Consider the following 25502-nt stretch of genomic DNA (forward strand, 5'->3'; position numbering starts at 1 on the left):
GAGGCGGCCTCAGCCGGCCGCGGCCATGCCGCCGGTCTGCTCCTCGCAGATCCGGCCCTGGAAATAGGCGATGGTGCGATTCAGGCCCTCCTGCAGCCCGATCGTCGGCTTCCAGCCGAGCAGCGCCAGGGCGCGCTGGATATCCGGCATGCGCCGCATCGGATCGTGCACCGGCAGGTCGCGATGGACGATCGCCGACGCGCTGCCCGTCGCCGCCAGCACGGCGCGCGCGATGTCGATCACCCGCATCTCGACCGGGTTACCGAGATTGACCGGCACGTCCGCCGGCACATGCGAGCGCATCAGGCGAAGGATGCCCTCCACCGTATCCTCGACATAGCAGAGCGAGCGGGTGTGGGTGCCGTCGCCATAGACGGTGACGTCGGCGCCGGTCAGCGCCTGCGTCACGAAGTTGGAGATCAACCGCCCGTCGTCGGTCCGCATGCGCGGGCCGTAGGTGTTGAACAGCCGGGCGATCTTGGCGTCGACGCCATGCTGCTCGGCATAGGCATGAACCAGCGATTCCGCATAGCGCTTGCCTTCGTCGTAGCAGGCGCGCGGGCCGATCGTGTGGACGTTGCCGGTATAATCCTCGACCTGCGGATGCACCTCCGGATCGCCGTAGATTTCGGAGGTGGACGCGTGGAAGACCCGCGCGCCGTCGCGGATCGCGCGATCGAGCACGTTGCGCGTGCCGTCCGAGCAGGTGCGCATCGTCGCCACCATGTCGGCCTGGTAGTGCGGCGGCGAGGCCGGGCAGGCGAGATTGTAGATCTCGTCGAACTTGGGCAGATCCATCAGGATCGGATCGCAGACGTCGCGATCGATCACCGTGAACCGCTCGGCGTGCGGCATGGCGCGGACGTTCTCGACCATGCCGGTGGAGAAATTGTCGAGGCACACGACCCGGTGGCCTTCGCGCAGAAGTCGCTCGCACAGGTGAGACCCGACGAACCCTGCGCCCCCTGTGACCAGTATCTGCAACGCCTTACTCCTCATGTTAAAGTTCCTGCCCCGGCTTGGCCTTCTTGATCGACGGCCGGAACGACCAGGCGACGATCAGGATTCCGACCAGCAGGCCGAGCACCAGGAAGATCCAGTGCTGGTAGGTCTGCCACCACGGCGGTGGCGGCGGCGGGCCGATCAGCGGGGTCAGCCGGTCGTGTGCGGTGGAGAGCGGCGTGACCGAGCCGTCCCCCGAGACAAACGCGACATCGCCCTGATCGAGCCACAGCGTCGCGGGCACCGGCCCCTGCGTCGCCGGGCGAACCCAGAGGATCGGGCGGCCGTTCGCATCGAGCAGCTGCGCCAGCGTCTGCGTTCCGGCGTCGGGAAGGTCGATGTCGGCCTGCCCCTTGTCGTCAGCGAGCGTGATGCGACCGCCCGCGAGGCCGACCTTGGGCGTAGTCCCCGGAGGCGGCGTCGCGCCGACATAGAGGACCGGGCCATCGGCGGGCATCGTACCGTAGGAAACTCTGATCGGAACATCGGCCCCGACCAGCCCGGCCACCGCCTTGCCGGCGAGCGGCAGCGCCGAGGCATCGGGCACCACCACGGTCAGCCCCTGCCCCGAGGCGGCGGCGAAATCGTGGAAGGCCTCCAGCTTGCCGGCGTCACCCAGCAGAACCTCACTGGTGCCGAGCAGCTGAACCGGGAAACCACGTGGGATATCGCCGCAGTCGGTGTTCTGCTGGCGAGTGACGCGCACCTCGATGCCGTTGAGCGAGTGGACCATTCCGTCCGGCACGCGGACGTCGAGATGGGTGGCGCCCTCGTCCGCCATCGGCACGCTGCCGAGCAGCACGCCGTTCATCCACGCCGACAGGCTGGCACGGTGCGGATTGCCGTCCGGCACGGCGGCGACGTCGATCGACAGGCCCTTCACCGTCTTGCCCTTGGGCAGGCGCGAGGCGGGGAGCGCGATCGTCCAGCCGCCCTCGTCGGCGATCTCGACGGCGCGGGGGTCGGCGCCGAGGTCGCCGAGATGAAGCTTGTCGTCACGATGCGGGCGCAGCGTGAGCTGCTGGATGGTCGGCGCGGCGAGCAGATCGGAGAGGCCGGAGAAGGCCGCGCGCGCCGCCGCCGCCGGATCCTGCCCGCCGATCGCGAGGCCGGGCTTGCCGCCGTCGTTGGTCGAGCGCAACGCCGGATCGGAGGCGCCGGCGATCTGGACGGCGCCACCCGTGCCGAGCGTGCCGCCGCCCCGCGCCGCGATCACGGTAAGCGCGGCGGCCGCCTGCTCCGACGTCGGCGAAGCGGGCATCGCGATCGCAGGCTTCGGCCCGATCAGCGCGGCGGCGACGCTCACCGGCACCTGCGCGCCCGCCGCGATGTCGAGCGCCAGCCCGCCCTCGGGATCGAGATGGAGATGGTCCGCCCCCATCCGGCGATCCTGGCAACGATTGGCGCCCTCTCCGCCGCTGTAGATCAGCGTGGCGCGCAGTGTGCCGCCGTCGATCGCCTCGGCCGGCACGGGAATGTCGGCGACGCCCGCGCCGTCCGTGAGCGCGATCTGACGCAGCACCTTGCCGCCCGCCATCACCGTCAGCGTCCGGCGGCCCGCGCCTGTGGCTGCGCTCGCCTCATAGGGGAGCAGCAGATGCGTCCCACTCAGCCACGCGCCCGACGGAACGGTGAAGAAGAGATCGCGCTTGCCTTCGTATCCGGTGAATTCGATGCCGTCGCGATAACCGATCCCGGCGAGGCTGAGCAGCGGCGCGGTGGAGGCTGCAGGCGATGTCTGGTTGGCCGACGGTGAAGCGGCACTCGCAACTGGTGCCTGCGCCATGGCGGTAGGAAGGCCGACCGCCGCCGATGCCAGCAGGGCGGCCATGACCCCTGCACCCCTGATCCGCCGCGATGCCACCATACCGACTCCCTTTACGCTTCGGCCACATCCCGCAAGACAACGGGGCTGTGACCGATGAGGGAGATGGGTTTCGATACCCTACCTATGTCAAGCGCGCGACGAACTCTCCAAGATCAATTGCCGCTCCGGCGCGACGAACCGAATTGGTTAACCATTGTTGTTTACGAATAGATACTTACAGATATTCCACGAGTGCGGAATTGTTACTTGGTTATGCTTGTCGGATTCATGGTGGCCTGTGGATAATTTCGCGCGCTGAGGGCGAATCACAGTAGAAGCCACAGGTGTGGCATTTACCATACGGGTCAACAAAGCGCTTGGAGGGCGATCGGGTTCCGCAACCTCGATCAATTTTCTGCACGCCGTATCGGGGCCGCAGGGATCGTCGTGCAATCCAATCGTGCCAACGGCCTCGCAGCATCGGGGGTTCCGCAAATTCAGCGCGCGGGCGAATGCCGGCGTCGTGCTAGGCTCGATCCATGCTCGCCTCCGCTTTCTCGCGTCGCACTCTGCTCGGCATGATGGCGAGCCTGCCGGCGATCGGCCGGGCGACGACCCAGCACGGCCTCGCCGCCGCCGCGACCGGTGTGAATCCCGTGCTCGTGAACCGCGCGCTCGATGCGCTGGCGCGGCACAACCCACTGGTCTGGTCGCGCGACGTGATCGCGATCGCCGATTTCGGCCTGCCCTCGGCCACCCCGCGCCTGCATCTGGTCGATATCCTGACAGGTACCACCGCCAGCCTGCGCGTCACCCACGGGCGCGGATCGGACCCGGATCATACCGGCATGCTGCAAAGCTTCTCGGACGTGGTGGGATCGGCCGCGACTTCGGAGGGCGCCTATCTCACCGGTCCGATCTACACCGGCGTCCACGGCCTCTCGCGACGGCTGACCGGTCTCGATCCCACCAATGCCCATGCCGAAGAGCGCGCGATCGTCATCCATTCGGCCTGGTACGCCGATGCGTCGGTACTCGCCCGACAGGGCAAGCTCGGACGCAGCGACGGTTGCTTCGCGGTTTCGCCCGCGGATATCGGGACGGTGCTCTCGGCGCTCGGCGAGGGACGGTTGCTTTATGCGGGACGGGTCCAGTCATGAGCCCGGCCACAAAAATCGGCGGCATCGGTGACGGAAACCGCTTATTCCATCATCTAGCAATCCAGCCATGACGAACTGTTCCGCGACGCCAGCTGGTTCGCGGCGCTCGACGGACAGGGCGTGGTCCCGCACGGTTACAACCCGATGGTCGACGGCGCGAGCGGCTTCGACAATCTCCGCCACCTCGAAGCGGTGCGGAGCGCGATCCGGGACTCGACGGGGAAGATCCCTGCTATCCCGCCGTGCCCCGGTCAGGACGCGCGAGCGGTATAGATCTGGCGGAACAGCCGGAGCTCGGTCTCGTCGAGATCGGAGACGGCCCAGAATTCGAGGCCCCCGGAGGTCCAGCGCAGCAGGCTGTAGCCTTCGTGCCGCGTCGCCACCGCGCCGGGCAGCGACAGCGTCTTCGCCGGGCGCACGAACAGATTGATGGTGTGCAGCCGCCGCCGGTAAACGATCGCCGCCACCTCGTGATCGTCGAGATAGTCGAGCCGCCCGCCGACCAGCGGGAAGCCCTCGTCGGCAAGCTCGGGCACCGGCGGCGCGAAATCGACCTTGCCGTTGAACCACGGCTTCACGACGTGCCGGTTGGAGGTCGCGACATCGACGACATGGCCGACCAGCAGCGAGCGGACGTGGCTCTGGACGAGCTGGTCCTCGGTGTCGGTATATGCCAGCTGCGGCACCGCGAACACCAGAGCGAGGCTGGCGGCGATAGCGCCGGTCATTGCGCCGGAGGCCCAGCGCGCGTTCCACACGTGCGATGCGAACCCAGGCTTACGCGGCGAGACCACTGGTTTCGGAGCAGGTGCGGCGCCGGTCTCCGCCTCCAGCATCGCCTCGATCGCCCCGCGCAGGCGATCCGGCGCGCGATCTCGCAGCGGCGCCGCGCCCAGCCGATCGCGGACGTGCTGGATGCGGTCCATCTCCGCCCGGCAATCGCCGCAGCCTTTCAGGTGCGCCTCGATCGCCAGCGCGTTGGCGGCGTCCAGCTCGCCGTCGAGCAGGCCGTGGATCAGCGGCAGCTTGTCGGGATGGAGGCTCATGCCCGTGCCCCCTTCGCATCGGGGAGCAGCATTTCCGCCAGCATCTGGCGGGCTCGGGAGAGGCGGGACATGACGGTACCGATGGGAACCTGCGCGATGGTGGCGATGTCCTTGTAGCTCATCTCTTCCAGCTCGCGCAGCACCAGCGTCTCCCGGAACGGCTCGGGCAATTGCTCGATCGTCGCGCGCAGCATCGCCGCCTCGCTGCGGTCGGCGAGCAGGGATTCCGGGTTGTCGCGTTCGATCAGCTGGGCCGGCACGTCGCCCTGCCAATCATGGATGTCCTGTGTCCGCGCGCGGGCGGCGGCGGTGGAGACGCTGTTGAGGAAGCAGTTGCGCACGATCGCCAGCAGCCACGCCTTGGGCGCCTCGCCGCGCCGGTCGGCGAAGCTGCGATAGGCGCGCAGGAACGCCTCCTGCACGATATCCTCGGCGGCACTGGAATCGCGGGTGAGGTAGCGGGCGAGCGTGTAGGCCGCATCCATGTGCGGCAGCATCACGCTACGGAAGCGCTCCGCCTGATCGGGCGCGCGCGGGGCCTCCACCGCCTTCGCAGCGGAGAAGACGAGCCGGGGCCGGAAGAATCCGCCCTTCATCGCCGATCGCTCCTGCCCCGCGCGCGCACCCGTCAGCCCTTCACGATGACCTTGCCCGTCATATGCGGGTGGAGCGAGCAGAAATAGGCATATTCGCCCGGCTTGGTGAAGGTGAAGCTGTACTTCTCGTCCTCGTCCATCGCGGCGGAGTGGAAGCTCTTGTCGTTGGCCGTGACGGTGTGCGGGTCCTCGTCCGCATTGGTCCAGGTGACGGTGGTGCCGGGCGCAACGACGAGCACCTGCGGGGTGAAGGCGAACATCTTGATCGCGACGCTCTGCTGCTTGGCAGGCACCGCCGCCGCGACCTGGGAGGCCGCAAGCGTGACGGAAGGCGCCGCCAACAGGGCGAGCAGAAGGGCACGGGAAAACAGGGTCATGGCAATCTCCTAGGGGGGAAGAAAATCAGGCGAGCGTCTGCTCGATCAGCGCGATCGGATCGCTCCCGCGCCTGAACAGCGCGCTGCGGATGCCGAGCATGGAGGGAAGCTGCTCCGTCGGCACCTTGAGCGGTCCGGGCGACGGAGCAGCACCCGGCGCCGGCTGCGGATAAGCCGTGGAGCGCGCCGAGTGGAATGTGACATTGCCTTCCACCTTGCTGATGATCTGGTGGATATGGCCGTTGAGCACGGTGACCGAGCCGAAGCGGGCGAGCAGGGCCAGCGCCTGTGCGCTGTCGTCCGTCCCCCAGCCCCACGCCTCGTACACCGTCCAGAGCGGGATGTGGCCGAACACCACGATCGGCGTGCTGGCGGAAAGCGGCGCCAAATCCTTGGCCAGCCAGGCGAGCTGATCGTCGCCGAGATGCGCCATGCCGCCGGGCTTCAGCGCCGCGACATTGTTGAGGCCGACGAAGTGGACGCCGTCATGGTCGAAGCTCTGCCAGCCGCTGCCCAGCGTGCCCTGGCCGTGGTGGGCGAGATAGGCCTTGCCCTGCCCTTCATCGAGGAAATCGTGCTCGCCCGGCACGAAGAATATCGGCGCGCCGAGATCGGAGAGGATCTGCTTGGCGTCGTCGAACTGCTCATCCTTCGAGAGGTGCGTGATGTCGCCGGTGTGGAGGATCAGATCCGGCTTCACCGGCAGTGCCCTGATCCGCTCGACCGCCTTGATCGCGGTGCCGCGCGCGTCCGGATTGGCGGCCTTGTCGAAGCCGATATGGGTGTCGCTGATCTGGAGGAAGGTGAAGGGCTTCGTCCTGCCGGGGCGCGGAGTCCCCGCCAGCGCCGCGTCCAGCCCCATCGAGGAGACGATGCCCCCCGACACGGTGTAGAGCGCCGCCGTCCCGGCCCAGCCGGCGCAGCGCGTCAGCATGCCGCGCCGGTCCACCCGGGGGTTCAGGATGTCGTGGTCGTCCATGGCTGCGTCCCGCTGCGTTGAGGTTCGCAGCACAGGACCGGAGGCATCGGGCGATTATTCCTCCAGCCCCGAAATATTTTCGGGACGCAGCCGGGGCGGCCTAGCGGAACGTCTCGTGCAGATCGTCCATGGCGGCATAGGGATCCGGCCCGAAACGGTTCGGGCCGCGCGTGCCGTGCATGCAGAACCACACGAGCAGCACGATGCCCATGACGACGGCGGCCAAGCCCATGACCAGGAAGAAGATACCGAAGCCGGCCATGGAGGCCGCCGCATTGTCGCCCAGCCGCCCAAGCGCAGCGACCATCGCGATCGGGATCAGGATCATCGGCGCCACCAGCCACCAGCCCGACCGGTCGAGGTCGTGCAGCCGCCGGACGGCCACCGCGATCGAAGGGATCAGGATCGCCAGCGACCAGAGCCCGGACAGGATGCCCCCGGACGCGGCGCCGCCCGCCGCATAGCCGTTCGCACCCGCGCTGTCGTAGCTGCTGCTGTGCCCGCCGAGGCCCAGCACGTTGTCGAGGAAGGTCAGCACGATCTGGACGATGATGTTGAACAGGAAGAACATCCAATATTCGCGGCGCGGAGAGCGCCCCGAAAATTGCGCATAGCGCTTCAGCGGCAGGATCATCCATTCCATCGTGTCGTCCCTCCTGTTGTGATCAGTTGACCGGCGCCCTCCGCCGGTAGCTCAATGCCTCCGCGACGTGGACGCGGCCGACGCCGTCGGCGCCAGCCAGATCGGCGACGGTGCGCGCCACCCGCAGCACGCGGTGATAGCCCCGCGCGGACAGTCGCATCTGCTCGGCCGCCTTGGCAAGAAGCAGGCGCCCCGCTTCGTCGGGGGTGGCGACGGCGTCGAGCAGATCGCCGTCCGCCTCGGCATTGGTGCGCAGGCCGTACGTGGCGTAGCGCTCGGTCTGCACCGCCCGTGCCTCGCTAACGCGCTTGCCGACTTCACCCGATCCCTCGGCGGGCGGTGGCAGGATCAGATCGGCGGCGGAGACGGCGCGCACCTCGACGTGCAGGTCGATGCGATCGAGCAGCGGGCCGGAGACCTTCGCCTGATAGTCGGCGGCACAGCGCGGCGCGCGGGCGCAAGCGAGCGCGGGATCGCCGAGATGGCCGCAGCGGCATGGATTCATGGCAGCGATCAACTGCACCCGCGCCGGGAAGGTGACGTGGGCATTGGCGCGTGCGACCGTCACCTTGCCCGTCTCGACCGGCTGGCGGAGCGAATCGAGCACCGGGCGCTGGAATTCGGCCAATTCGTCGAGGAACAGCACGCCGAGGTGGGCGAGGCTGACCTCTCCGGGCCGCGCCTTGAGGCCGCCGCCGGTCAGCGCCGCCATCGAAGCCGAATGGTGCGGTGCTCGGAACGGCCGCGCGCGGATCAGGCGGCCGCCGGGCAGCTCGCCAGCCACCGAGGCGACCATCGACACTTCCAGCGCCTCGGACGGCGTAAGGTCCGGCAGGATACCGGGCAGGCAGGCCGCCATCAGCGATTTGCCTGCGCCCGGCGGCCCGACCATCAGAAGATTGTGGCCGCCCGCCGCCGCGATCTCCAGCGCGCGCTTGGCGGTCTCCTGCCCTTTCACTTGGCGGAGATCGGGGCCTCCGGCGGGCGGATCGGCCTGCCCCTTGGTGGGTGGGGAAAGCTGGCCGGTGCCCTTGAGGTGATTGATAAGCGCCAGCAGGTCCGGCGCCGCCAGCACCTCGATCCGTCCCGCCCACGCCGCCTCCGGCCCCTGTGCGGCAGGACAGATCAGGCCGCGATCCAGTTCCGAGGCATGGAGCGCCGCCAGCAGCACACCCGGCGCCGGCGCGATCCGCCCATCCAGCCCGAGCTCGCCCACCGCCACATATTCGGAGAGCGTCTCGGCATCGATCACGCCCATCGCGCCGAGCAGGGCCAGCGCGATCGGCAGATCGAAATGCGATCCTTCCTTGGGCAGGTCGGCGGGCGACAGGTTGACCGTAATTCGCTTGGGGGGCAGCGCCAGCCCGATCGCGCCGAGCGCGGCCCGCACCCGCTCCCGCGCCTCGGTCACGGCCTTGTCGGCGAGGCCCACGACGATGAAATTGGGGAGGCCGGGAAGCAGCTGCACCTGCACCTCGACGGCGCGAGCCTCCAGCCCGAGAAACGCCACGGTCGAGACGATCGCGACCACCAAGACCCCCGTTCATGCCCCTGCTGGGGACGGAACGTAGCGGCAACAGATGGCCTGTCCAGCCAATTCCGATGAAAACCAATCCGTTCGGGCTGAGCCTGTCGAAGCCCTGCCCTTCTTCCAGCGCTGAAAAAGAAAGGACAGCCCTTCGACAAGCTCAGGGCGACCGGATTTCCTCGCGTTGACCCACCTCAGCCTTGCCGCCGTCACATTCACCGCCCACATTCCTGCCATGACGTGGCGCGAGCGATGGCGGGTCTGGAAGCGGACGCATGGCATCCGGCATGCGATCTTCGCGCTCGGCTGGCTCCTGATAGTGCTGGCTCCGCTCGTCGGCCCGATACCGGGTCCGGGCGGAACGATCGTGTTCGCGGCCGGCCTTGCACTGGTGCTCCAGACCTCCCCTTGGGCGAAACGTAAATATGTCCGCGCCAAACGCCGCTGGCCCCGGATCGGGTCGTGGGTCGATTGGGGACTTCGCCGCAAGAGCGCGGCCCGCCGCCGCGAGCGCGAAAAGCTGGCGCTGGCCGCCGCCGCCAATTGACTCCGGCGCCCACTTTGCCTATCCGCGCCCCGACAGAGGCGGCCGCCCGTTCGGCTGCCCTTTTTCGTTGCACAGATCAGACGTTCGAGGACCGAGACGATGAAGCGCACTTTCCAGCCCAGCAACCTCGTGCGCAAGCGCCGCCACGGCTTCCGCACCCGCTCGGCCACCGCCGCCGGCCGCAAGGTGCTCGCCGCCCGCCGCGCGCGCGGCCGCAAGTCGCTCTCGGCCTGAGCCAAGACGCTTACGTCATCCTCCGGCGCCGCGCGGATTTCCTCGCGGCGAACGGAGGCGCGCGCCGGGCCATGCCCGGCTTCGTGCTTTTGGTGCGCCCGCGCGAAGACGGCGATCCGGCGATGCGCCTCGGCATCACGGTGACCAAGAAGATCGGCAACGCGGTGGTCCGCAACCGCATGAAGCGCCGCTTCCGCGCGCTCGGCCGCGAGCTGCTCCCCGCCCATGGCATCGCCGGCGCCGACCATGTCCTGATCGGCCGCAACGGCGGGATCGAGCGGGATTATGCGCTGCTCCAGGAAGAGCTGGCCAAGGCGCTGAGGAAGCTCGCGGCATGATGACGCAGGCCCTCGTGCTGGTGGCGAAAGCCTGGCAGGCGGGGCCGTCCGCGATGATGGGGCCGACCTGCCGCTTCACGCCATCCTGTTCGGCCTATGCGATCGAGGCCTGGACGCGCTATGGCGCGGCGCGCGGCTCCTGGCTGGCGGCGCGGCGCATCTGCCGCTGCCACCCGCTGGGCGGCCACGGCTACGACCCGGTGCCTTGAGCGAGGCATCATGAAAGACACGGATTCGGGGGTTCTTCGGTGAACGAACAGCGTAACATGATCACGGCGCTGGTGCTGTCGGCGATCGTATTGCTCGGATGGGCTTTGCTCTCCGACAAGTTCTTCCCGACCGCCAACAAGCCCGCGACGCAGATCGTCAACGGCAAGACGGTGGCGCTGCCCCAGCCGACCCCGGTGCCCAACGGCCCCGCGCAGGTGCAGAATCGCGACAAGGTGCTTGCCTCCACGCCGCGCGTGAAGATCATGACGCCCAAGCTCGCCGGTTCGATCGACCTGCACGGCGCCGAGATCGACGACCTCGTCCTCACCACCCAGCGCGAGACGATCGACAAGAATTCGCCCCCGGTCCGCCTGTTCTCGCCGCAGGGCACGCAGGACGCCTATTTCGCCTCGTTCGGCTGGAGCGGCCAGAACGTGAAGCTGCCCGACGCCAACACGGTGTGGACGGCGGCCGGCGACGTGCTGGCGCCCGGCAAGCCCGTCACCCTGACGTGGAACAACGAGCAGGGCCAAGCCTTCGCGATCAAGCTGGCGGTGGACGACAACTACCTCTTCACCATCCAGCAGAGCGTCACCAACGGTACCGGCGCTCCCGTGGCGCTGCGCCCGTACAGCATCGTCTCGCGCACCGGCCAGTCGAAGGATCCGTCGAGCTGGCAGGTCCATGTCGGCCCGATCGGCGTGATGGGCGGCGTCGCTCAGTACAACACCAACTGGAAGGATCTGGATGCGGCGGGCGCGGCCGGCCAGAAGTTCCAGTCGACCGGCGGCTGGATCGGCTTCTCCGACAAATATTGGCTCGCCGCCGCGATTCCCGATCCCAAGGCGCAGGTGGAAGCGGCCTTCGCGGGCACCAACGGCCAATATCAGGCCGAGTTCTCGCCCCTCGTCCAGCCCGTCGGCCCGACGCAGACCGCGACGCAGACCTCCTACCTGTTCGCGGGCGGCAAGGACGCCTCGCTGCTCGATTCCTACGATTCGAAGTACGGCTTCGACAAGCTGGACCACGCGATCGACTGGGGCTGGTTCCGCGTGATCGAGAAACCGATCTTCTACCTGCTCGACTGGCTGTTCAAGCAGGTCGGCAATTTCGGCGTGGCGATCCTGCTGCTGACGGTGATCGTGCGCGCGGTGATGTTCCCGATCGCGCACAAGCAGTTCAAGTCCGGCCAGCAGATGAAGATCGTGCAGCCCAAGATGAAGGCCCTGCAGGAGCGTCACAAGGAGGACAAGCAGCGCCTCCAGGAAGAGATGATGAAGCTCTACAAGGAAGAGAAGATCAACCCGCTGGCCGGCTGCGCGCCGGTGCTGCTGCAGATCCCGATCTTCTTCTCGCTCTACAAGGTGCTGACGCTGACGCTGGAGATGCGCCACCAGCCCTTCATCCTGTGGATCAAGGATCTCTCCGCGCCCGATCCGCTGACGCCTGTCAACCTGTTCGGCTATTTGCCCTTCCAGCCGACCGGCTTCCTGCATCTGTCGGTGCTGGCGATCCTGCTCGGCTGCACGATGTGGCTGCAGTTCAAGCTCAACCCGCAGATGAACATGGATCCGGCGCAGAAGCAGATCTTCTCGCTGATGCCGTGGTTCATGATGTTCATCATGTCCCCCTTCGCGGCGGGCCTGCAGGTCTATTACATCCTCTCCAACCTGATCACGGTGGGGCAGATGCAGCTGCTCAACACGCGCATGCCGGCGCCGAAGACGTGAGGGATCTGCCGGAGGCGGACGAGCGGCTGGAGGCGGGACGCAGGCTCTTCGCCGGCAAGGTCGAGTTCCTGAAGTCCGCGCCGGAGCTCAAGTTCCTGCCCGATCCCACCGCGCCGGAAGTGGCCTTCGCCGGCCGCTCCAACGTCGGCAAGTCGACGCTGATCAACGCGCTGACCGGCCGCTCCGGCCTCGCGCGCACCTCGAACACGCCGGGGCGCACGCAGGAGCTCAACATCTTCGACGTCGGCGATCCGATCGCGTTCCGGCTGGTCGACATGCCGGGCTATGGCTTCGCCAGGGCGCCCAAGGATCTGGTGAAGCGCTGGAAGTTCCTGGTGAACGACTATCTGCGCGGCCGCGCCGTGCTGGCCCGCGTGCTGGTGCTGATCGATTCGCGCCACGGCGTGAAGGATGTCGACCGCGAGCTGATGGGAATGCTCGACAAGGCGGCGGTGTCGTATCAGGTCGTGCTCACCAAGTCGGACAAGGTGAAAGCCACCGAGCTCGCGGCCGTGACGGCGGCGGTGGAAGCGGAGGCGCGCAAGCATGTCGCGGCGCATCCGGTGATCCTGCCGACATCCAGCGAGCTCGGCGGCGGCATCCCCGAGCTAAGGGCGGCGGTGCTGGACGCGATCTCTTCTTAGCCCTCTCCCGCTTGCGGGAGAGGGAGGGGACCCGCCGCATAGCGGTGGGGAGGGTGAGGGTCTTCTTCTTCGATCGTAGTGCTTGGATCCAAGAAGAAGACCCTCACCCAACCCTCTCCCGCGAAAGCGGGAGAGGGCTTTAGGTCGCGCTTGACCGCATCCTCTTCCCCCGCCACACCCGCGCCCATGCTCAAGCTCATCATCGGCAACAAGGCCTATTCCAGCTGGTCCATGCGCGGCTGGCTGGCGGTGAAGCAGTCCGGTCTCCCCTTCGAGGAGATCGTCGTGCCGCTCTACGATGCCGACTGGGACAAGCGCCGCGAGGGCGACGAGTTCGCCCCCTCCTCCGGCAAGGTGCCGATCCTGTGGGACGGCGACACGGTGGTGTGGGATTCGCTCGCCATCGTCGACTGGCTGGCCGACCGGGTGGGCCGCGAAAAGTTCTGGCCGGCGGACGACAGCGCACGGGGCATGGCGCGTTCGATGGCGGCCGAGATGCATTCCAGCTTCGCCGCGCTGCGCCGCGAATGCTCGATGAACATCCGCCAGCGCTTTCCGGACTACACGCCCTCCGCCGCCGTGGAAGCCGATCTCGCCCGGCTTTACGAGCTGTGGGCGCAGGCGCGCGCCCGCTTCGGCTCGGGAGGCGAGTTCCTGTTCGGCGATTTCAGCGCCGCCGACATCATGTTCGCGCCGGTCTGCACCCGGATCGTCACCTACCAGCTACCGCTGCCGCGCTTCGCCATCCCTTACATGCAGGCGATGTTCCTGCATCCGTTTCTGCAGGAATGGGTCGGCGGCGCGCAGGCCGAGGACTGGGTGATCGAGAAGTTCGAGACGCTGCCGGCGGCGTGAGCCCCGGTTTCCCGACGGCAGGGCCGGCTGCCTTATCCGCTATAGGCGGCGGACCGATGCTCCAGCAGCTCGTAGCTCCCGACCACCACCAGCAGCACAGCGGCGAAGGCCAGAAGCGTCTTGGTTCGTTCCTTCATGCAGGCCCCAACGCTCGACAGGCGCGATAGTCGCCTCCCCTGCGTCCTTTCGAGGGGATCAGTAAGGCGTCCCGTCCTTGTGCAGATACCGGGGCCCCTCGGCCCTGAGGTCGATATCCGGATAGTGGCACGGGCTGGTCTCGGTGATGCCGACCACCACGAAGGTCGCGCCCTCCGGCCCGCCGATCAGGTGGTGACCGTTTCGGTCCATCTTCGGGAAGGCCGCGCAGTCTCCCGCCTTCAGCACCGTCTCGCCCCGATCGTCCTTCAGGATTGCCGTGCCCGATGTCATGACGAGAAACTCGTCCTCCCCCTCGTGCCAGTGGCGCTGGCTGGACCAGGCGCCCGGCGGCAGGATGACATGGTTGGCCTCGAAATCGGCGATTCCGCCCGCCTTCGCGAGCGACCGATAGACACGGCCGTGATGCCCGAGATTGTAGGGATCGGGATAGTCGCTGCTCGTCTTGCCCTCGATGGCGTCGATATCGATCTTCGGCATGGCCTCCCCGCTAGGCAAATGGCGCGCTCCAGCCTAACGCACCCGTCATGACCGGTCCAATCGATCCCGTGGCGCTGACCGCCGATCTGATCCGCTGCGCCAGCGTCACTCCCGCCGATGCCGGCGCCCAGGACGTGCTGACGCAGGCGCTGGAGGCGCAGGGCTTCACCGTCCACCGCTTTACCAGCGGAGAGGCGCCGCACGGGCCGGTGGAGAATCTGGTCGCGATCCGGGGCGAAGGTGCGCCGCATTTCGCCTTCGCGGGTCACAGCGACGTGGTGCCCGCCGGCGAGGGCTGGACGGCCGGCGCCTTCGAACCCGCAATCCGGGGCGACCTGCTCTACGGGCGCGGTGCGGTCGACATGAAGGGCGCGATCGCCGCCTTCATCGCCGCCGCCGAACGGGTGCAAGGCCATACAGGCACGCTCAGCCTGCTGATCACCGGCGACGAGGAAGGCCCCGCCATCCACGGCACGCGAGCCATCATCGAGTGGATGGACGCGCGCGGCATCCGGCCGGACATGGTGCTGGTCGGCGAGCCGACCTCCGACGTGCGGCTCGGCGACACGATCAAGATCGGCCGGCGCGGATCGATCAACGCCTGGATCGAGGTGCCCGGCACGCAGGGCCATGTCGCCTACCCCCACCTCGCCGACAACCCGGTGACGCGGCTGGTCCGCATCCTCGACCGGCTGCAGCGCTGGCACCTCGACGACGGCAATGCCTGGTTCCAGCCCTCCAACCTCGAAGTGACCGACATCGAGGTGGCGAGCGGCGCCACCAACATCATCCCCGGCACGGCCCGCGCGCGGCTCAACATCCGTTTCAACGACGAACAGCAAGGTGCTGCGCTGGAAGCCGAAATCCGGCGGGTGACGGCGGAGGAGGCCCCGCTCGCGCGCGTGGAGGCGATGATCTCGGGCGAAGCCTTCCTCACCGAGCCGGGCGCGCTGTCCTCTCTGGTATCGGACGCGATACGCACCGTGACAGGGGTGGAGGCGACCTATTCGACCACCGGCGGCACCTCCGACGCCCGCTTCCTCTCTCAGATCGCGCCGACCGTGGAATTCGGCCTGCCCAACGCCACCATGCACAAGCTCGACGAAGCGGCGGCGGTGGAGGATTTGCGCGTGCTGGCGGATGTTTACGAGGCAGTGTTGCGGCAGGTTTTCAGAGTGTGATGGCTATTGGTCTGTAGGCGTGACACTCTGTAGGCTATGAGAATTCACGCCCTCACTGGATTAATCGGCTCACTCTTATTCGTCGCCGGTTGTCATCGGGCCAAAGAACAAGCGCGAGCCTGCACGTCTCCGAGAACATATTGGCAGGCGCCGCATTTTACCGGCGGGCTACAGAACCCAAGGATCAGCCTCGCCATAGACAGAGACGGAATTCTATATGCGGATGGCAAACGCATATCTGTTGCAGAACTGTCCTCGTCTCTGAAGTCCGTCGCGAAAATCGACAATCCTCCGATAGACGTATTCCTTGAAACGGAAATGGGCGCGCCATGCGACATGGTCAAATCCGTCCGTGACACGATGGATCAGACGCTGAATTGCAAAACGTCTGGCGTTTGCGCCGAAGGCATCGCCTCTCTTTGGAGAAAGCTCTCGATGCCGCCGGGCACTCCACCGTCTTAAGCACCCCTCGCCCGCTTCAGTACCACATACAACGCCCCCGCCCCGCCGTGCCTCGGGTGGGCGTTCCGCACCGCTGCGATGTGGCTCGCGTGGCGGGCGTGGTGGAGCCAGTCGCCGATCGAGGCGCGGATCACGCCGCGCAAGGGGTTATCGAGGCGGCTGCGGCCCGGCGGCGGCGGGCGGCCCGTCACCAGCAGGATCAGCCGCGCCTGCATCGCCACGGCTCGCGTAAGGCCCGCCTCCAGCTCGGCATGGGCGGCGGACACAGTGAAGCCGTGGAGATCGATGGTGAGATCGGGCGCCACGAGCCCGCGCGCGAGCTTGCGGTCCCAGGAGGCGTCGAGGGTGTTCGCGGGCGGTTTGACGGCGGCCACACTAACACCGTTCGTCCTGAGCGAAGTCGAAGGACGGGCAGCGGGCGGCGCGCTTGGGGCCCGTCCTTCGACAGGCTCAGGACGAACGGGGTTGGGCTTGGCGACTGTTGTTATTTTGGGGACCGCTGCCTTCTGAGCAGCCCTCCGCCCCTTGAGCGGCCTCACATCCTCCACGACGCGCTGCCAGAGCGCGTCGCCGTCAGGCCTGGGGGATTTGCCCGGCACGGCCAAGCCTCGCGAGCGTGCCGGCCGGCAGCAGCACATAAGCCGATCCGTGCGCCGACATGCCGCCCGCGATGCGCTCGGCATCGGCGCCCGCGCCCCAGAAGGTGTCGAAGCGGTTGGCGCCCTTGATCGCGCCGCCGGTATCCTGCGCCACCCACAGCCCCGCCGCCTCGGCGCGATCGGGCGCCAGCCACACCGGCGCGCCGAGCGGCGTGAACGCCGGGTCCGCCGCCACCGACACACGCCCCGTCACCGGCACGCCCAAGGCACCCAGCGGCGGCGTGTTCAGATATTTGAAGAACACGTAGCTGCGGTTCTGGTCCATCACCGCATCGGCCTGATCGGGATGCGCACGCAGCCAGCCGACGATGCCCTGCATCGAGGCCTGTCCGGGCTGCAGCATCCCCTGCGCCAGCATCCACTTGCCGATGCCGGTATAAGGCTGGCCGTTCTGCCCGGCATAACCGATCCGCACCACGCTGCCGTTGGGCTGGCGAAGCTGCCCCGATCCCTGGATCTGCAGGAAGAAGAAATCGATCTTGTCCGCCGCATAGCCGATCACCGGCGCGTGGCCGTTGATCGCGCCGCCCTGGATCTGGCTGCGGTCCGGATAGGGGACGAGCTTGCCGTTCTGCACCTTGCCGCGGATCGTCCGTCCCTTGAGATCGGGCGCGAACTGGCCGAGATCGGCGCTCACCATATCGTCGGGCGGGCCGTAGATCGGGACGTCGTAGCCGAGCTGCGGCGTGGTCGTCCCCGCGATCTGCGGCTCGTAATAGCCGGTCGCGTAGAGCGCGCCCTGCCCGATCCTCGCCGTCTCGAAATAGCGCTGGAAGAAGTTCACCCCCTGCCCCTGCGGCCAGCTCGATGCGGCGGCGCAGGCGGGTTGCCAGTCGGCGGTGGTGGTCAGGCCGCTGGTGTCGCTGCGCTTGAGCAAGGCCGCGCAGGAGGAGCGAAACGCTGCCAGCACCAGATCGGCCTTGGCCGGATCGATCGACAGCGAGGCGACCGTCGGCCCGCGCGTCACGCCTGCGAGGATCGCGGTCTTGGCAGCGGGGTTAGACGGTTGCGACGGAACGGGCGGCGGCGGCAGATTTTCCGCCTGCCGTCCCTGGGGGCCTACGCACGATGCCAGCGCCAGCGAGGAGACGGTCGCAACCGCCAGCGCGCGGGCCTTCATGCCGCCTCGTCGGTCTCGATCAGGATCCAGTTGGGGTCATCGGCCTTCACGTGGCGGCTGAACGTCCAGAGGTCGCGCGTCTGTACCGCATCGTCGAGCGATCCGGCGACGACATTGCCCTCGGCATCGCGCGTCACCGCCGCGATGTCGGCGTCGAAGCGGACGGTGACGATCGCCATCTGGCCCGCCATGCCGGCCTGGTCGATCGTCGAGCGCTCGATCGAGACGAGCTTGTTATCCACCGTCTCGCCCGCCTCCCGGCGCGCCGCGATCGATTCAACGAAGGCGTCGTAAACCTCGTCGTCGACCAGCTTGCGCAGCTCCGCCTCGTCGCCGCGCCAGAACGCTTCCAGCGTCATGCGATAGGCCGAGCGCGCTCCGTCCAGAAAGGTGGCGACATCGAAATGAGGATCGGCGGCGACGATCCGCCGCACGCCGTCGAGCGCGTGGGGATCGATCATCGCGGCCACGGTGCCCATCGGCTCGGGTTTGCGCTCCGCCGCCGGCTCGATCGCGGGGCGCGCGACGAGCGGAGCCTGCTGGAGATCGGCCGGCTTGACGATCGGCTGCTCGTGCCCTGTCCGGCGCCCCAGCACGGCGTAAAGCCGGAAGGCGACGAAGAGCGCGACACAGGCCAAAATGATGATCTCAGGCACCAAACCTCCACAGCTGAGGCCAACGCAACGCCCCAGCCTCCCAATGAGTTGCCTTCCTACATAGAGGAGGATGCGCCCGGTTTCAAATCCCGCACGCCCCGGCTTCGGCACCATTGCCCTCGTATCGCCCGGCTGCTAGGCGCCGCAGCGATCCGCCGCGCGGGCTTGCCGCCGGCTCCAGCGACTTGAGGATGTGCCCGATGGCCGAGAACGAGGCCCCCGATTTCCTGACCGTGCCGCCCGCCAACGGCGAGGATACCCAGCCGCAGGTCGGCATGGTCGCGCAATATGTGAAGGACTTTTCGTTCGAGAACCCGAATGCGCCGGCCGTCTACAACTGGCAGAACCAGCCGCAGATCGACGTGCAGTTCAACATCGGCACCCAGCAGATCGCCGACGACCTGCACGAGACCGCGCTCAAGATCGAGGTGACCGCCAAGGCGCCCGAGGGCACCGCCTTCCAGCTCGAGCTGCTCTATGGCGGCCTGTTCGCGCTGCGCAACGTGCCGGCGGATTCGCTCCAGCCCTTCCTGCTCGGCGAGGCGCCGCGCCTGCTCTTTCCGTTCGCCCGCCGCGTGGTGGCCGATGCGGTGCGCGACGGCGGCTTCCCGCCGCTGATGCTCGATCCGATCGATTTCAACGCGCTCTTCTTCGCCCAGATGCAGCAGGGCGGCCTGATGGGCGAGCCGGCCGGCCAGGCCTGACCTCAACGGCCCGGCCTTACCAACCAACCCGTTCGTGCTGAGGAGCCACTGAGCTTGTCGAAGTGGCGTCCCGAAGCACCGGCGCTGCGCATGCCCTTCGAGACGGGCCCCTTCGACGCCGCCTGCGGCGTCGCTCAGGACAGGCTTCGACTGCGCTCAGTCCCTCCTCAGGGCGAACGGGGTTGGTTATCATGAGGCCAGTTCCATGAGCCTCGTCCGCAACACCGCGACGATCGGCGGGCTCACCCTCGTCAGCCGTATCCTCGGCTTCATGCGCGATCAGCTGATGGCGCATTTCGTCGGCGCGGGCTTCGCATCGGACGCGTTCCTCGTCGCGTGGCGGCTGCCCAACCTGTTCCGCCAACTGTTCGCGGAAGGCGCCTTCTCGGCCGCCTATGTGCCGATGTTCAACCGGATCATCGCCGAGGACGAGAAAGCCGGCGGCGAAGGCCTGCCCGCCGGCATCCGCTTCGCCGAAAACGTGCTGTCGATCCTGCTGCCGTTCCTGTGCGTCTTCACGACTTTGATCATGGCTTTCCCCAAGCCGGTGGTCTGGCTGATCACGCTTGGGTTCAAGGAAGGCGGAGGGCCTCAAAAGTTCGCGCTCGCCACCGAACTCACCCAGATCACCTTCCCCTATCTGGCGCTGATCAGCCTCGTCTCGCTGATGGGCGGGATCATGAATTCGCTCAACCGCTTCTGGGTGAATGCGGCGGCGCCGGTGCTGCTCAACATCTGCATGATCGCGGGCATCCTGTTCTTCCGCGGCCACAACCAGATCGACACCGCGCGGACGCAGGCGATCGCCGTCACCGTATCGGGCGTGGCGCAGCTGGCATGGCTGATCTGGTCCGGGCGTCAGGCCGGCGTCGTGCTGAAGCTGAAGCGCCCCACCCCCTCGCCCGAGGTGAGGAAGTTCCTCTCGATCCTCGGCCCCGCGATCGTCGGGCAGGGCGCGGTGCAGATCAACCTGCTGATCATCACCATGCTCGCCGCCGGCTTCCTCAGCCAGGGTGCGGTCTCCTACATCTATTATGCGGACCGGCTGAACCAGCTGCCGCTGGCGCTGGTCGGCATCGGGGTGGGCACCGCGATCCTGCCGGTGATCTCGCGCCAGATCGGGCGCGGCGAGGAGGCTGCGGCGGTCCACACCCAGAACCGTGCGATCGAGCTGTCGCTGCTGCTGGCGCTGCCGAGCGCGGCCGGGCTGATGACGGCGGCGCACCCGCTTATCCACGGCCTGATGCAGAGCGGCGAGTTCCGCCCGCAGGACACCGACAACACCGCGATGGTGCTGACCGCCCTCTCCTTCGGCCTGCCCGCCTACATCCTGATCAAGGTGTTCACGCCAGGCTTCTACGCGCGCGGCGACACGCGGACGCCGGTGCGCATCGCGATGTTCGAGATGGCATGCAACATGGCGCTCAACCTCGCTCTGGTGTTCGGGACGAAGCTCGCCTTCGTCGGCCTCGCCATTTCGGGCGCGACCTGCGCGTGGATCAACGCCGGCCTGCTCTATTACGTGCTGCGCAAGCGCGACCTGTTCCACACCGACGCGCAGCTGCGCCGCCGCGCGCCGCGCCTGTTGCTCGCGGCGATCGCGATGGGCGCGGTGATCCTGCTGGTGCGCCCGACTGTGGAGCCGCATCTGAGCGGCGGCCCGCTGCCCCGCGCGATCGGCATCCTGACCCTGGTGGGGCCAGCGGGCGCGCTCTATTTCCTCTGCGCCTTCCTGTTCGGCGCGTTCCGGTGGAGCGAGGCCAAGGCGTTGCTGCAGAGGCGGCGGGGGTAGCCGGGTTAGTGGAATGAATACCGCAGACGAAATCTGCGCATGCTATTTACTTGCCAATGGCAAGGTTTCAATTTGAAGGCCATCGACCTTTGCGACTTGAAATTCCACCCTCCCATTCGCGTACATAATGACGAGATTGGAAGCATCCCGCCATTGAAGCTTAAGCACCGCGGGGCCGGTCCCCTCGTCTAAAGCCATCACGCTGACAGCCTTGTCTGACCCGGGTCTTTTGACCTGAACGGTCTCGTCCAAGAAGTTATTGCCCGGACCGCTGACGTCCTTCTTGACTCTCCTCGTGAGCCATTCGCCCGACGGGGACGGCTGCCAAGGCGTTGCGGTAGTCTCGGAGTCGACCATAGAGCATCCGCTCGCAAGAAGAGCGATAGCGGCGATAGGGAGTATCTTCATGATGCCAGCTTAATCGCAGCAATCGAGGTCCGCCACCAGACATAGCGACCAATAAAGCGCCTACGTAAAAGGGAGGGGAGAAGGCTGCGCTTGACCTTCGTCAAACGCTGGGCGACACGCCGCCCCACTATGAGCAAGCGCGTCGTCTCGGGCATCCAGCCCACCGGAAACCTGCACCTGGGCAATTATCTCGGCGCGATCCGCAACTGGGTGCGGATGCAGGACGAGGTGGCGCGCGACGGGGGCGAGTGCTTCTTCTTCCTCGCCGATCTCCACGCCATCACCGTCTATAACGATCCCAAGGCGCTGGCGGCCAACGTCCGCTCGATGGCGGCAGCGCTGATCGCGACCGGCGTCGATCCGGCGAAGTCGACCCTGTTCAACCAGGCCGCCGTCTCCGCCCATGCCGAGCTCGCCTGGATCCTCAACTGCACCGCGCGGATCGGCTGGCTGAACCGCATGACCCAGTTCAAGGAGAAATCGGGCAAGGATCGCGAGGGCGCCTCGATCGGGCTGTTCGCCTATCCGGTGCTGCAGGCCGCCGACGTGCTGATCTACCGCGCCACTCACGTTCCGGTGGGCGAGGACCAGAAGCAGCATCTGGAGCTGGCGCGCGACATCGCCACCAAGTTCAACACCGATTTCGACACCGAGCTGTTCGTCCTGCCCGAGCCGATGATCCCGCCGTCCGCCGCCCGGATCATGTCTTTACGCGACGGTTCGGCCAAGATGTCCAAGTCCGATCCGTCGGACATGAGCCGCATCAACCTCACCGACGATGCCGATTCGATCACCGCGAAGATCCGCAAGGCGCGCACCGATCCCGAGCCGATACCCGGCGATCCGGCGGGCCTTGCCGAGCGGCCCGAGGCGCGCAACCTCGTCGGCATCTACGCGGCACTCGCGGATGAAACGCCTGCGCAGGTGCTCGCCCGCTTCGAGGGCCAGGGCTTCGGCGCGTTCAAGCCGGCGCTCGCCGAGCTGCTGGTCGAGACGCTGAAGCCGATCGCCACCCGCTTGGCCGAGCTGGAGCAGGATCCCGCCGAGCTAGATCGCATCCTTGCCGCCGGCGCGGCCAAGGCGCGCGCCGCTGCGGAGCCGGTCGTCGCGGGGGCCTATGCCGCGCTCGGGCTGAACCGAGAAACCCGATGACAAGCGCATGCGTTCAACGCATATTCAGCACGCTTGGCGGAGGAGTGGCCGTCACGTCCTGACATGCGGAATCCTCCGCGACAGAGGCACGTCCATGACCATCAAACGCCTGTTGCTTTCCGTCGCCGCCCCGATCGCCCTGCTGGGCGTTTCGGGCTGCGCCACCAATTTCCAAGCCAATGTCTCGCGATTCCAGCGCCTTCCCGCGCCGCAGGGGCAGACATATCGCATCGAGGCGAGCAACCCGCAGGAGCGCGGCGGCCTCGAATTCGCCACCTACGCGCAGGAGGTCTCCGCGCACCTGACCCAGGTCGGCTATCACGAGGCGGCGCCCGGCGGACCGGCCGACATGATCGTGCAGGTCGGCTACGGCGTCGATCATGGCCAGCAGAAGGTCACCACCACGCCCGGCGGCTTCGATTGCGGCTTCGGCGGCCCGGGCTGGGGCGGCGGCTGGGGCTGGGGCGGCGGCTTCGGTCGCTGGGGCGGCTACGGCTGGGGCGGCCGCGGCTGGGGCTTCGGCTGGGGCGATCCGTACGGCCCGTGGGGCTGCCCGGACGTCGAGAGCTATACCGTCTATTCCAGCTATCTCGGCATGACGATCACGCGCTCCGACGGCGCCCGCCTGTTCGAGGGCCGTGCGCGCGCCCATTCGACGACGGACGACCTGACCCAGCTCGTGCCGAACCTGATCGACGCGATGTTCACCGGCTTCCCGGGCAATTCGGGGCAGGACATCAAGATCACCATCCCGCCGCGCCAGAAGCCCAAGGCCTCCTGAGCGGGCTGACCGATCGCGACGAGGGCGCCGGGAGCGATCCCGGCGCCTCTTCTTTTGGGGGAAGGCGATGAGGCTGCGCGACGCCGCAATGCTCGTTGCCTCGGCAGGATGGGCATTGCTGCTCCACATGCTCCTGCTGGCGTCGAGCGCGCCGGTGGAACGCGATATGCGCGTCCATGCCCCCGTGCCGCCGACGCGCGTCGTGCTGCTGTCCGATCTGCATGTCGCGACGCCCGGTGACAGCCCTGCGCGGCTGCGCCAAACGGTCGCGCAGGTGAACCGGCTCCATCCGGATCTCGTGCTGATCGCGGGGGACTTCCTGTCGACCGACTCGCTTGCCTTCGCCGCCTCGCCCGGCGACGCGGTGGCGCCCCTCGCGGGACTGCACGCCCCGCTCGGTACGATCGCGGTTCTCGGCAATCACGACGATCAGGGCCGGCGCCGGCTCGAAGCCCTGCTGCCCCGCATGCGGGTCACGCTGCTGGAAAACCGTGCGGTACGGCGCGGTCCGCTCACCATCGTCGGAACCGGCGACACCTTCACCGGCCATAGCCGTCCCGCCGAAGCATTCGCCGCCGCCCGCCCGCTCGGCGGCCTGACCGTCGCGCTGGCACACGAACCCGATGTGACGCCGGAGCTGGACCCGTCGCTCCGCCTGGTGCTTGCGGGCCACACGCATTGCGGACAGATCGCGCCATGGCCGTTCGGTCCGCTGTTCACGGCGTCGGCCTACGGTCGGCGCTACGCCTGCGGGGTCATCCACGAAGGCGCCCGCTCGATCATCGTCACCGGGGGACTCGGGACGAGCAACCTGCCGCTGCGACTCGGCGCTCCCCCCGATCTCTGGGTGATCGACTTCGGCCCCTAGGCCTCCAGCTGGCGGAGCAGCAGGCGCACGTCGGCATCCAGCTCGGCATCGGCCTTGCGCAGCTTCTCGATCTGGCGGACGGCGTGGATAACGGTCGTGTGGTCGCGCCCACCGAAACGGCGGCCGATCTCGGGCAGCGAGCGCGGGGTCAGCTGCTTGGCGAGATACATGGCGATCTGGCGCGGCCGGGCGACTTCGCGCGCGCGCCGGGCCGAGGTCATCTCGGCCTGGCGGATGCGGAAATGGTCCGAGACCTTGCGCTGGATCTCGTCGATCGTGATGCGGCGCTGGTGGGCGCGCAGCACGTCGGTCAGCGTCTCCTCCACGAAGGCGACGTCGATGGGGCGATTGTTGAGCATCGCATAGGCGATGACCCGGTTGAGCGCACCCTCCAGTTCGCGCACGTTCGAGGCGATCCGCTTGGCGAGGAACAGCTGGACGTCCTGTGGCACGGCGACGTGCGGCATCGATTCCAGCTTGCGCTGGATGATGTTGAGACGCAGCTCGAAATCGGCCGGGTTGACGTCGGCGACCAGACCCCAGGACAGGCGCGAGAGGATGCGCGCCTCGATGCCCTCGAGGTCCTGCGGCGAGCGGTCGGCGGTGATCACCAGCCGCTTACCGGCCGAGATGATCTCGTTCATCGTGTGGAAGAACTCTTCCTGGGTGGAATCCTTGCCGGCGATGAACTGCACGTCGTCGATCATCAGCAGGTCGGCCGAGCGCAGCCGCTGCTTGAAATTGTGCGTGTCCTTGGCGCGGAGCGCACCGACGAACTCGAACATGAACTTCTCGGCCGACATGTAGACGATCTTCGCCTTCGGCACCCGGCGGCGATATTCATGGCCGATCGCATGCATCAGGTGCGTCTTGCCGAGCCCGGTTCCGCCATGGAGGAAGAGCGGGTTGAAGGTCAGCGCCCCGCCTTCGGCGACCGTGCGCGCGGCGTTGTAGGCGACCTCGTTGGGCTTGCCCGTCACGAAGCTGTCGAACGTGTAGCGCGCCTCGAGCTGGATGCCCTCGACGGTGCCGGTCGGCTCCTCCGCCTCCTCGGGCTCGGGCGAGGCGACGGGCGCCACCGTGAACAGCGCGGGTTTGAGCGAATCGACACCGGCCGTCACCACCACGCGGCGGACCTGCGGCAGGTGCGCGCGCCACGCGTGGAGCAGGCGCTCGGCATAATGGGTGTCGACCCAGTTCGCCATGAATTCGGACGGCAGCGCGATGCGGACGGTCGCCTCGTCCTCGTCATAGCCGGCGAGGCGGGAGGGCTTCAGCCAATTGTCGAAGGTGCGCGCACCGCAATCGCGACGCAGTCCGGTGCGGATCGACTCCCACGCCAGCTCGACCGGATCGTCGATCGTGACAGGCATCGCTCCCAACGCTC

The 25502-nt window shown here is 67.5% G+C and carries 27 protein-coding genes; 14 read left to right on the forward strand and 13 right to left on the reverse strand.

Translation table 11 applies throughout. The features are described from left to right. Nucleotides 1-9 precede the first annotated feature (9 nt). Both HZF05_RS20205 and HZF05_RS20210 read right to left on the reverse strand, forming a co-directional pair. On the reverse strand, nt 10-999 hold the full coding sequence (locus HZF05_RS20205; RefSeq protein WP_160364266.1) for a UDP-glucuronic acid decarboxylase family protein: 990 nt from the start codon (nt 997-999) through the stop codon (nt 10-12). A gap of 1 nt (nt 1000) precedes the next feature. Then, the gene (locus HZF05_RS20210; protein WP_160364267.1) at nt 1001-2833 is read right to left on the reverse strand and encodes a cellulose biosynthesis cyclic di-GMP-binding regulatory protein BcsB; all 1833 of its coding nucleotides are present in this window, start codon (nt 2831-2833) and stop codon (nt 1001-1003) included. A 515-nt stretch (nt 2834-3348) separates the two neighbouring features. Here HZF05_RS20210 and HZF05_RS20215 point away from each other — a divergent pair. Continuing rightward, on the forward strand, nt 3349-3969 hold the full coding sequence (locus tag HZF05_RS20215; protein ID WP_160364268.1) for a murein L,D-transpeptidase catalytic domain family protein: 621 nt from the start codon (nt 3349-3351) through the stop codon (nt 3967-3969). Nucleotides 3970-4220: 251 nt separating this feature from the next. On the opposite strand, the gene HZF05_RS20220 is transcribed toward HZF05_RS20215, so the two are convergent. From HZF05_RS20220 to HZF05_RS20245, 6 genes are all read right to left on the reverse strand, one after another. Beyond that, nucleotides 4221-5015: an anti-sigma factor family protein gene (locus tag HZF05_RS20220; protein ID WP_160364269.1), complete on the reverse strand. Its 795-nt coding sequence runs from the start codon at nt 5013-5015 to the stop codon at nt 4221-4223. Next, entirely contained in the window at nt 5012-5611 is a 600-nt protein-coding gene (locus HZF05_RS20225) for a sigma-70 family RNA polymerase sigma factor (protein WP_160364270.1), read from the reverse strand. Before HZF05_RS20225 ends, HZF05_RS20220 begins: the two co-directional genes overlap by 4 nt. Nucleotides 5612-5643: 32 nt before the next feature. After that, the gene (locus HZF05_RS20230; protein WP_160364271.1) at nt 5644-5988 is read right to left on the reverse strand and encodes a cupredoxin domain-containing protein; all 345 of its coding nucleotides are present in this window, start codon (nt 5986-5988) and stop codon (nt 5644-5646) included. Nucleotides 5989-6013: 25 nt separating this feature from the next. Next, nucleotides 6014-6967, reverse strand: coding sequence for a metallophosphoesterase family protein (locus HZF05_RS20235; RefSeq protein WP_160364272.1), 954 nt, complete (start codon nt 6965-6967; stop codon nt 6014-6016). A gap of 100 nt (nt 6968-7067) precedes the next feature. Next, nucleotides 7068-7610 (reverse strand): DUF805 domain-containing protein, encoded by a 543-nt coding sequence (locus HZF05_RS20240; protein WP_160364273.1) that lies wholly within the window; start codon nt 7608-7610, stop codon nt 7068-7070. Nucleotides 7611-7632: 22 nt separating this feature from the next. Next, nucleotides 7633-9141 (reverse strand): YifB family Mg chelatase-like AAA ATPase, encoded by a 1509-nt coding sequence (locus HZF05_RS20245; RefSeq protein WP_160364274.1) that lies wholly within the window; start codon nt 9139-9141, stop codon nt 7633-7635. Nucleotides 9142-9322: 181 nt separating this feature from the next. Here HZF05_RS20245 and HZF05_RS20250 point away from each other — a divergent pair, with 181 nt between their 5' ends. From HZF05_RS20250 to HZF05_RS20280, 7 genes are all read left to right on the forward strand, one after another. Further along, nucleotides 9323-9685: a hypothetical protein gene (locus tag HZF05_RS20250; RefSeq protein ID WP_246332106.1), complete on the forward strand. Its 363-nt coding sequence runs from the start codon at nt 9323-9325 to the stop codon at nt 9683-9685. 99 nt (nt 9686-9784) lie between these two features. Beyond that, entirely contained in the window at nt 9785-9919 is a 135-nt protein-coding gene (rpmH, locus tag HZF05_RS20255; protein ID WP_026094665.1) for a 50S ribosomal protein L34, read from the forward strand. Nucleotides 9920-9936: 17 nt separating this feature from the next. Beyond that, on the forward strand, nt 9937-10257 hold the full coding sequence (gene rnpA, locus HZF05_RS20260; RefSeq protein ID WP_160364551.1) for a ribonuclease P protein component: 321 nt from the start codon (nt 9937-9939) through the stop codon (nt 10255-10257). Continuing rightward, nucleotides 10254-10466 (forward strand): membrane protein insertion efficiency factor YidD, encoded by a 213-nt coding sequence (yidD, locus tag HZF05_RS20265; RefSeq protein WP_110156770.1) that lies wholly within the window; start codon nt 10254-10256, stop codon nt 10464-10466. Before rnpA ends, yidD begins: the two co-directional genes overlap by 4 nt. A 39-nt stretch (nt 10467-10505) precedes the next feature. Beyond that, a complete protein-coding gene (gene yidC, locus HZF05_RS20270) occupies nt 10506-12197 on the forward strand; it encodes a membrane protein insertase YidC (protein WP_160364275.1) in 1692 nt (563 codons plus the stop codon). Beyond that, on the forward strand, nt 12194-12841 hold the full coding sequence (yihA, locus tag HZF05_RS20275; protein ID WP_181638929.1) for a ribosome biogenesis GTP-binding protein YihA/YsxC: 648 nt from the start codon (nt 12194-12196) through the stop codon (nt 12839-12841). The genes yidC and yihA overlap by 4 nt, the downstream gene beginning before the upstream one ends. Before the next feature lie 186 nt (nt 12842-13027). Next, nucleotides 13028-13696 carry a glutathione S-transferase family protein gene (locus HZF05_RS20280; RefSeq protein ID WP_160364276.1) on the forward strand — a complete coding sequence of 223 codons (669 nt, stop codon included), beginning with the start codon at nt 13028-13030 and terminating at the stop codon, nt 13694-13696. Nucleotides 13697-13891: 195 nt separating this feature from the next. On the opposite strand, the gene HZF05_RS20285 is transcribed toward HZF05_RS20280, so the two are convergent. Next, complete coding sequence (locus HZF05_RS20285; RefSeq protein WP_160364277.1) at nt 13892-14332, reverse strand: cupin domain-containing protein; 441 nt, start codon at nt 14330-14332, stop codon at nt 13892-13894. Between the two features lie 47 nt (nt 14333-14379). On the opposite strand from HZF05_RS20285, the gene dapE reads away from it, so the two are divergent. Next, nucleotides 14380-15513, forward strand: coding sequence for a succinyl-diaminopimelate desuccinylase (gene dapE, locus HZF05_RS20290; protein ID WP_160364278.1), 1134 nt, complete (start codon nt 14380-14382; stop codon nt 15511-15513). Between the two features lie 458 nt (nt 15514-15971). On the opposite strand, the gene HZF05_RS22355 is transcribed toward dapE, so the two are convergent. From HZF05_RS22355 to HZF05_RS20305, 3 genes are all read right to left on the reverse strand, one after another. After that, entirely contained in the window at nt 15972-16349 is a 378-nt protein-coding gene (locus HZF05_RS22355; protein WP_343046933.1) for a Smr/MutS family protein, read from the reverse strand. A 199-nt stretch (nt 16350-16548) separates the two neighbouring features. Then, the gene (gene mltA, locus HZF05_RS20300; RefSeq protein WP_160364280.1) at nt 16549-17754 is read right to left on the reverse strand and encodes a murein transglycosylase A; all 1206 of its coding nucleotides are present in this window, start codon (nt 17752-17754) and stop codon (nt 16549-16551) included. Continuing rightward, nucleotides 17751-18410 carry a Tim44/TimA family putative adaptor protein gene (locus tag HZF05_RS20305; RefSeq protein ID WP_160364281.1) on the reverse strand — a complete coding sequence of 220 codons (660 nt, stop codon included), beginning with the start codon at nt 18408-18410 and terminating at the stop codon, nt 17751-17753. The genes mltA and HZF05_RS20305 overlap by 4 nt, the downstream gene beginning before the upstream one ends. A gap of 200 nt (nt 18411-18610) precedes the next feature. Between HZF05_RS20305 and secB the strand changes: the two genes are divergently transcribed. The 5 genes from secB to HZF05_RS20330 all read left to right on the forward strand — a co-directional run bounded on the left by secB (nt 18611) and on the right by HZF05_RS20330 (nt 24115). Continuing rightward, on the forward strand, nt 18611-19114 hold the full coding sequence (secB, locus tag HZF05_RS20310) for a protein-export chaperone SecB (RefSeq protein WP_160364282.1): 504 nt from the start codon (nt 18611-18613) through the stop codon (nt 19112-19114). A 205-nt stretch (nt 19115-19319) separates the two neighbouring features. After that, entirely contained in the window at nt 19320-20906 is a 1587-nt protein-coding gene (gene murJ, locus HZF05_RS20315; protein ID WP_160364283.1) for a murein biosynthesis integral membrane protein MurJ, read from the forward strand. Nucleotides 20907-21443: 537 nt separating this feature from the next. Then, nucleotides 21444-22466 (forward strand): tryptophan--tRNA ligase, encoded by a 1023-nt coding sequence (trpS, locus tag HZF05_RS20320; protein ID WP_160364553.1) that lies wholly within the window; start codon nt 21444-21446, stop codon nt 22464-22466. 94 nt (nt 22467-22560) lie between these two features. After that, a complete protein-coding gene (locus HZF05_RS20325) occupies nt 22561-23247 on the forward strand; it encodes a DUF4136 domain-containing protein (protein WP_160364284.1) in 687 nt (228 codons plus the stop codon). Between the two features lie 67 nt (nt 23248-23314). Further along, entirely contained in the window at nt 23315-24115 is an 801-nt protein-coding gene (locus HZF05_RS20330) for a metallophosphoesterase (protein ID WP_160364285.1), read from the forward strand. Here HZF05_RS20330 and dnaA read toward each other — a convergent pair. Beyond that, a complete protein-coding gene (gene dnaA, locus HZF05_RS20335; RefSeq protein ID WP_160364286.1) occupies nt 24112-25488 on the reverse strand; it encodes a chromosomal replication initiator protein DnaA in 1377 nt (458 codons plus the stop codon). The genes HZF05_RS20330 and dnaA overlap by 4 nt on opposite strands. Nucleotides 25489-25502 lie beyond the last annotated feature (14 nt).

The sequence above is a fragment of the Sphingomonas chungangi genome, from assembly GCF_013778325.1.
Taxonomy (GTDB): Bacteria; Pseudomonadota; Alphaproteobacteria; order Sphingomonadales; family Sphingomonadaceae; genus Solisphingomonas; species Solisphingomonas chungangi.

What these genes read in the sequence shown, in the direction of transcription:
- HZF05_RS20205 (WP_160364266.1), bottom strand. Translation starts at nt 999, where the DNA reads ATGAGGAGTAAGGCGTTGCAGATACTGGTCACAGGGGGCGCAGGGTTC.
- HZF05_RS20210 (WP_160364267.1), bottom strand. Translation starts at nt 2,833, where the DNA reads ATGGCCGCCCTGCTGGCATCGGCGGCGGTCGGCCTTCCTACCGCCATG.
- HZF05_RS20215 (WP_160364268.1), top strand. Translation starts at nt 3,349, where the DNA reads ATGCTCGCCTCCGCTTTCTCGCGTCGCACTCTGCTCGGCATGATGGCG.
- HZF05_RS20220 (WP_160364269.1), bottom strand. Translation starts at nt 5,015, where the DNA reads ATGAGCCTCCATCCCGACAAGCTGCCGCTGATCCACGGCCTGCTCGAC.
- HZF05_RS20225 (WP_160364270.1), bottom strand. Translation starts at nt 5,611, where the DNA reads ATGAAGGGCGGATTCTTCCGGCCCCGGCTCGTCTTCTCCGCTGCGAAG.
- HZF05_RS20230 (WP_160364271.1), bottom strand. Translation starts at nt 5,988, where the DNA reads ATGACCCTGTTTTCCCGTGCCCTTCTGCTCGCCCTGTTGGCGGCGCCT.
- HZF05_RS20235 (WP_160364272.1), bottom strand. Translation starts at nt 6,967, where the DNA reads ATGGACGACCACGACATCCTGAACCCCCGGGTGGACCGGCGCGGCATG.
- HZF05_RS20240 (WP_160364273.1), bottom strand. Translation starts at nt 7,610, where the DNA reads ATGGAATGGATGATCCTGCCGCTGAAGCGCTATGCGCAATTTTCGGGG.
- rpmH (WP_026094665.1), top strand. Translation starts at nt 9,785, where the DNA reads ATGAAGCGCACTTTCCAGCCCAGCAACCTCGTGCGCAAGCGCCGCCAC.
- yidD (WP_110156770.1), top strand. Translation starts at nt 10,254, where the DNA reads ATGATGACGCAGGCCCTCGTGCTGGTGGCGAAAGCCTGGCAGGCGGGG.
- HZF05_RS20280 (WP_160364276.1), top strand. Translation starts at nt 13,028, where the DNA reads ATGCTCAAGCTCATCATCGGCAACAAGGCCTATTCCAGCTGGTCCATG.
- HZF05_RS20285 (WP_160364277.1), bottom strand. Translation starts at nt 14,332, where the DNA reads ATGCCGAAGATCGATATCGACGCCATCGAGGGCAAGACGAGCAGCGAC.
- dapE (WP_160364278.1), top strand. Translation starts at nt 14,380, where the DNA reads ATGACCGGTCCAATCGATCCCGTGGCGCTGACCGCCGATCTGATCCGC.
- mltA (WP_160364280.1), bottom strand. Translation starts at nt 17,754, where the DNA reads ATGAAGGCCCGCGCGCTGGCGGTTGCGACCGTCTCCTCGCTGGCGCTG.
- secB (WP_160364282.1), top strand. Translation starts at nt 18,611, where the DNA reads ATGGCCGAGAACGAGGCCCCCGATTTCCTGACCGTGCCGCCCGCCAAC.
- murJ (WP_160364283.1), top strand. Translation starts at nt 19,320, where the DNA reads ATGAGCCTCGTCCGCAACACCGCGACGATCGGCGGGCTCACCCTCGTC.
- trpS (WP_160364553.1), top strand. Translation starts at nt 21,444, where the DNA reads ATGAGCAAGCGCGTCGTCTCGGGCATCCAGCCCACCGGAAACCTGCAC.
- HZF05_RS20325 (WP_160364284.1), top strand. Translation starts at nt 22,561, where the DNA reads ATGACCATCAAACGCCTGTTGCTTTCCGTCGCCGCCCCGATCGCCCTG.
- HZF05_RS20330 (WP_160364285.1), top strand. Translation starts at nt 23,315, where the DNA reads ATGAGGCTGCGCGACGCCGCAATGCTCGTTGCCTCGGCAGGATGGGCA.
- dnaA (WP_160364286.1), bottom strand. Translation starts at nt 25,488, where the DNA reads ATGCCTGTCACGATCGACGATCCGGTCGAGCTGGCGTGGGAGTCGATC.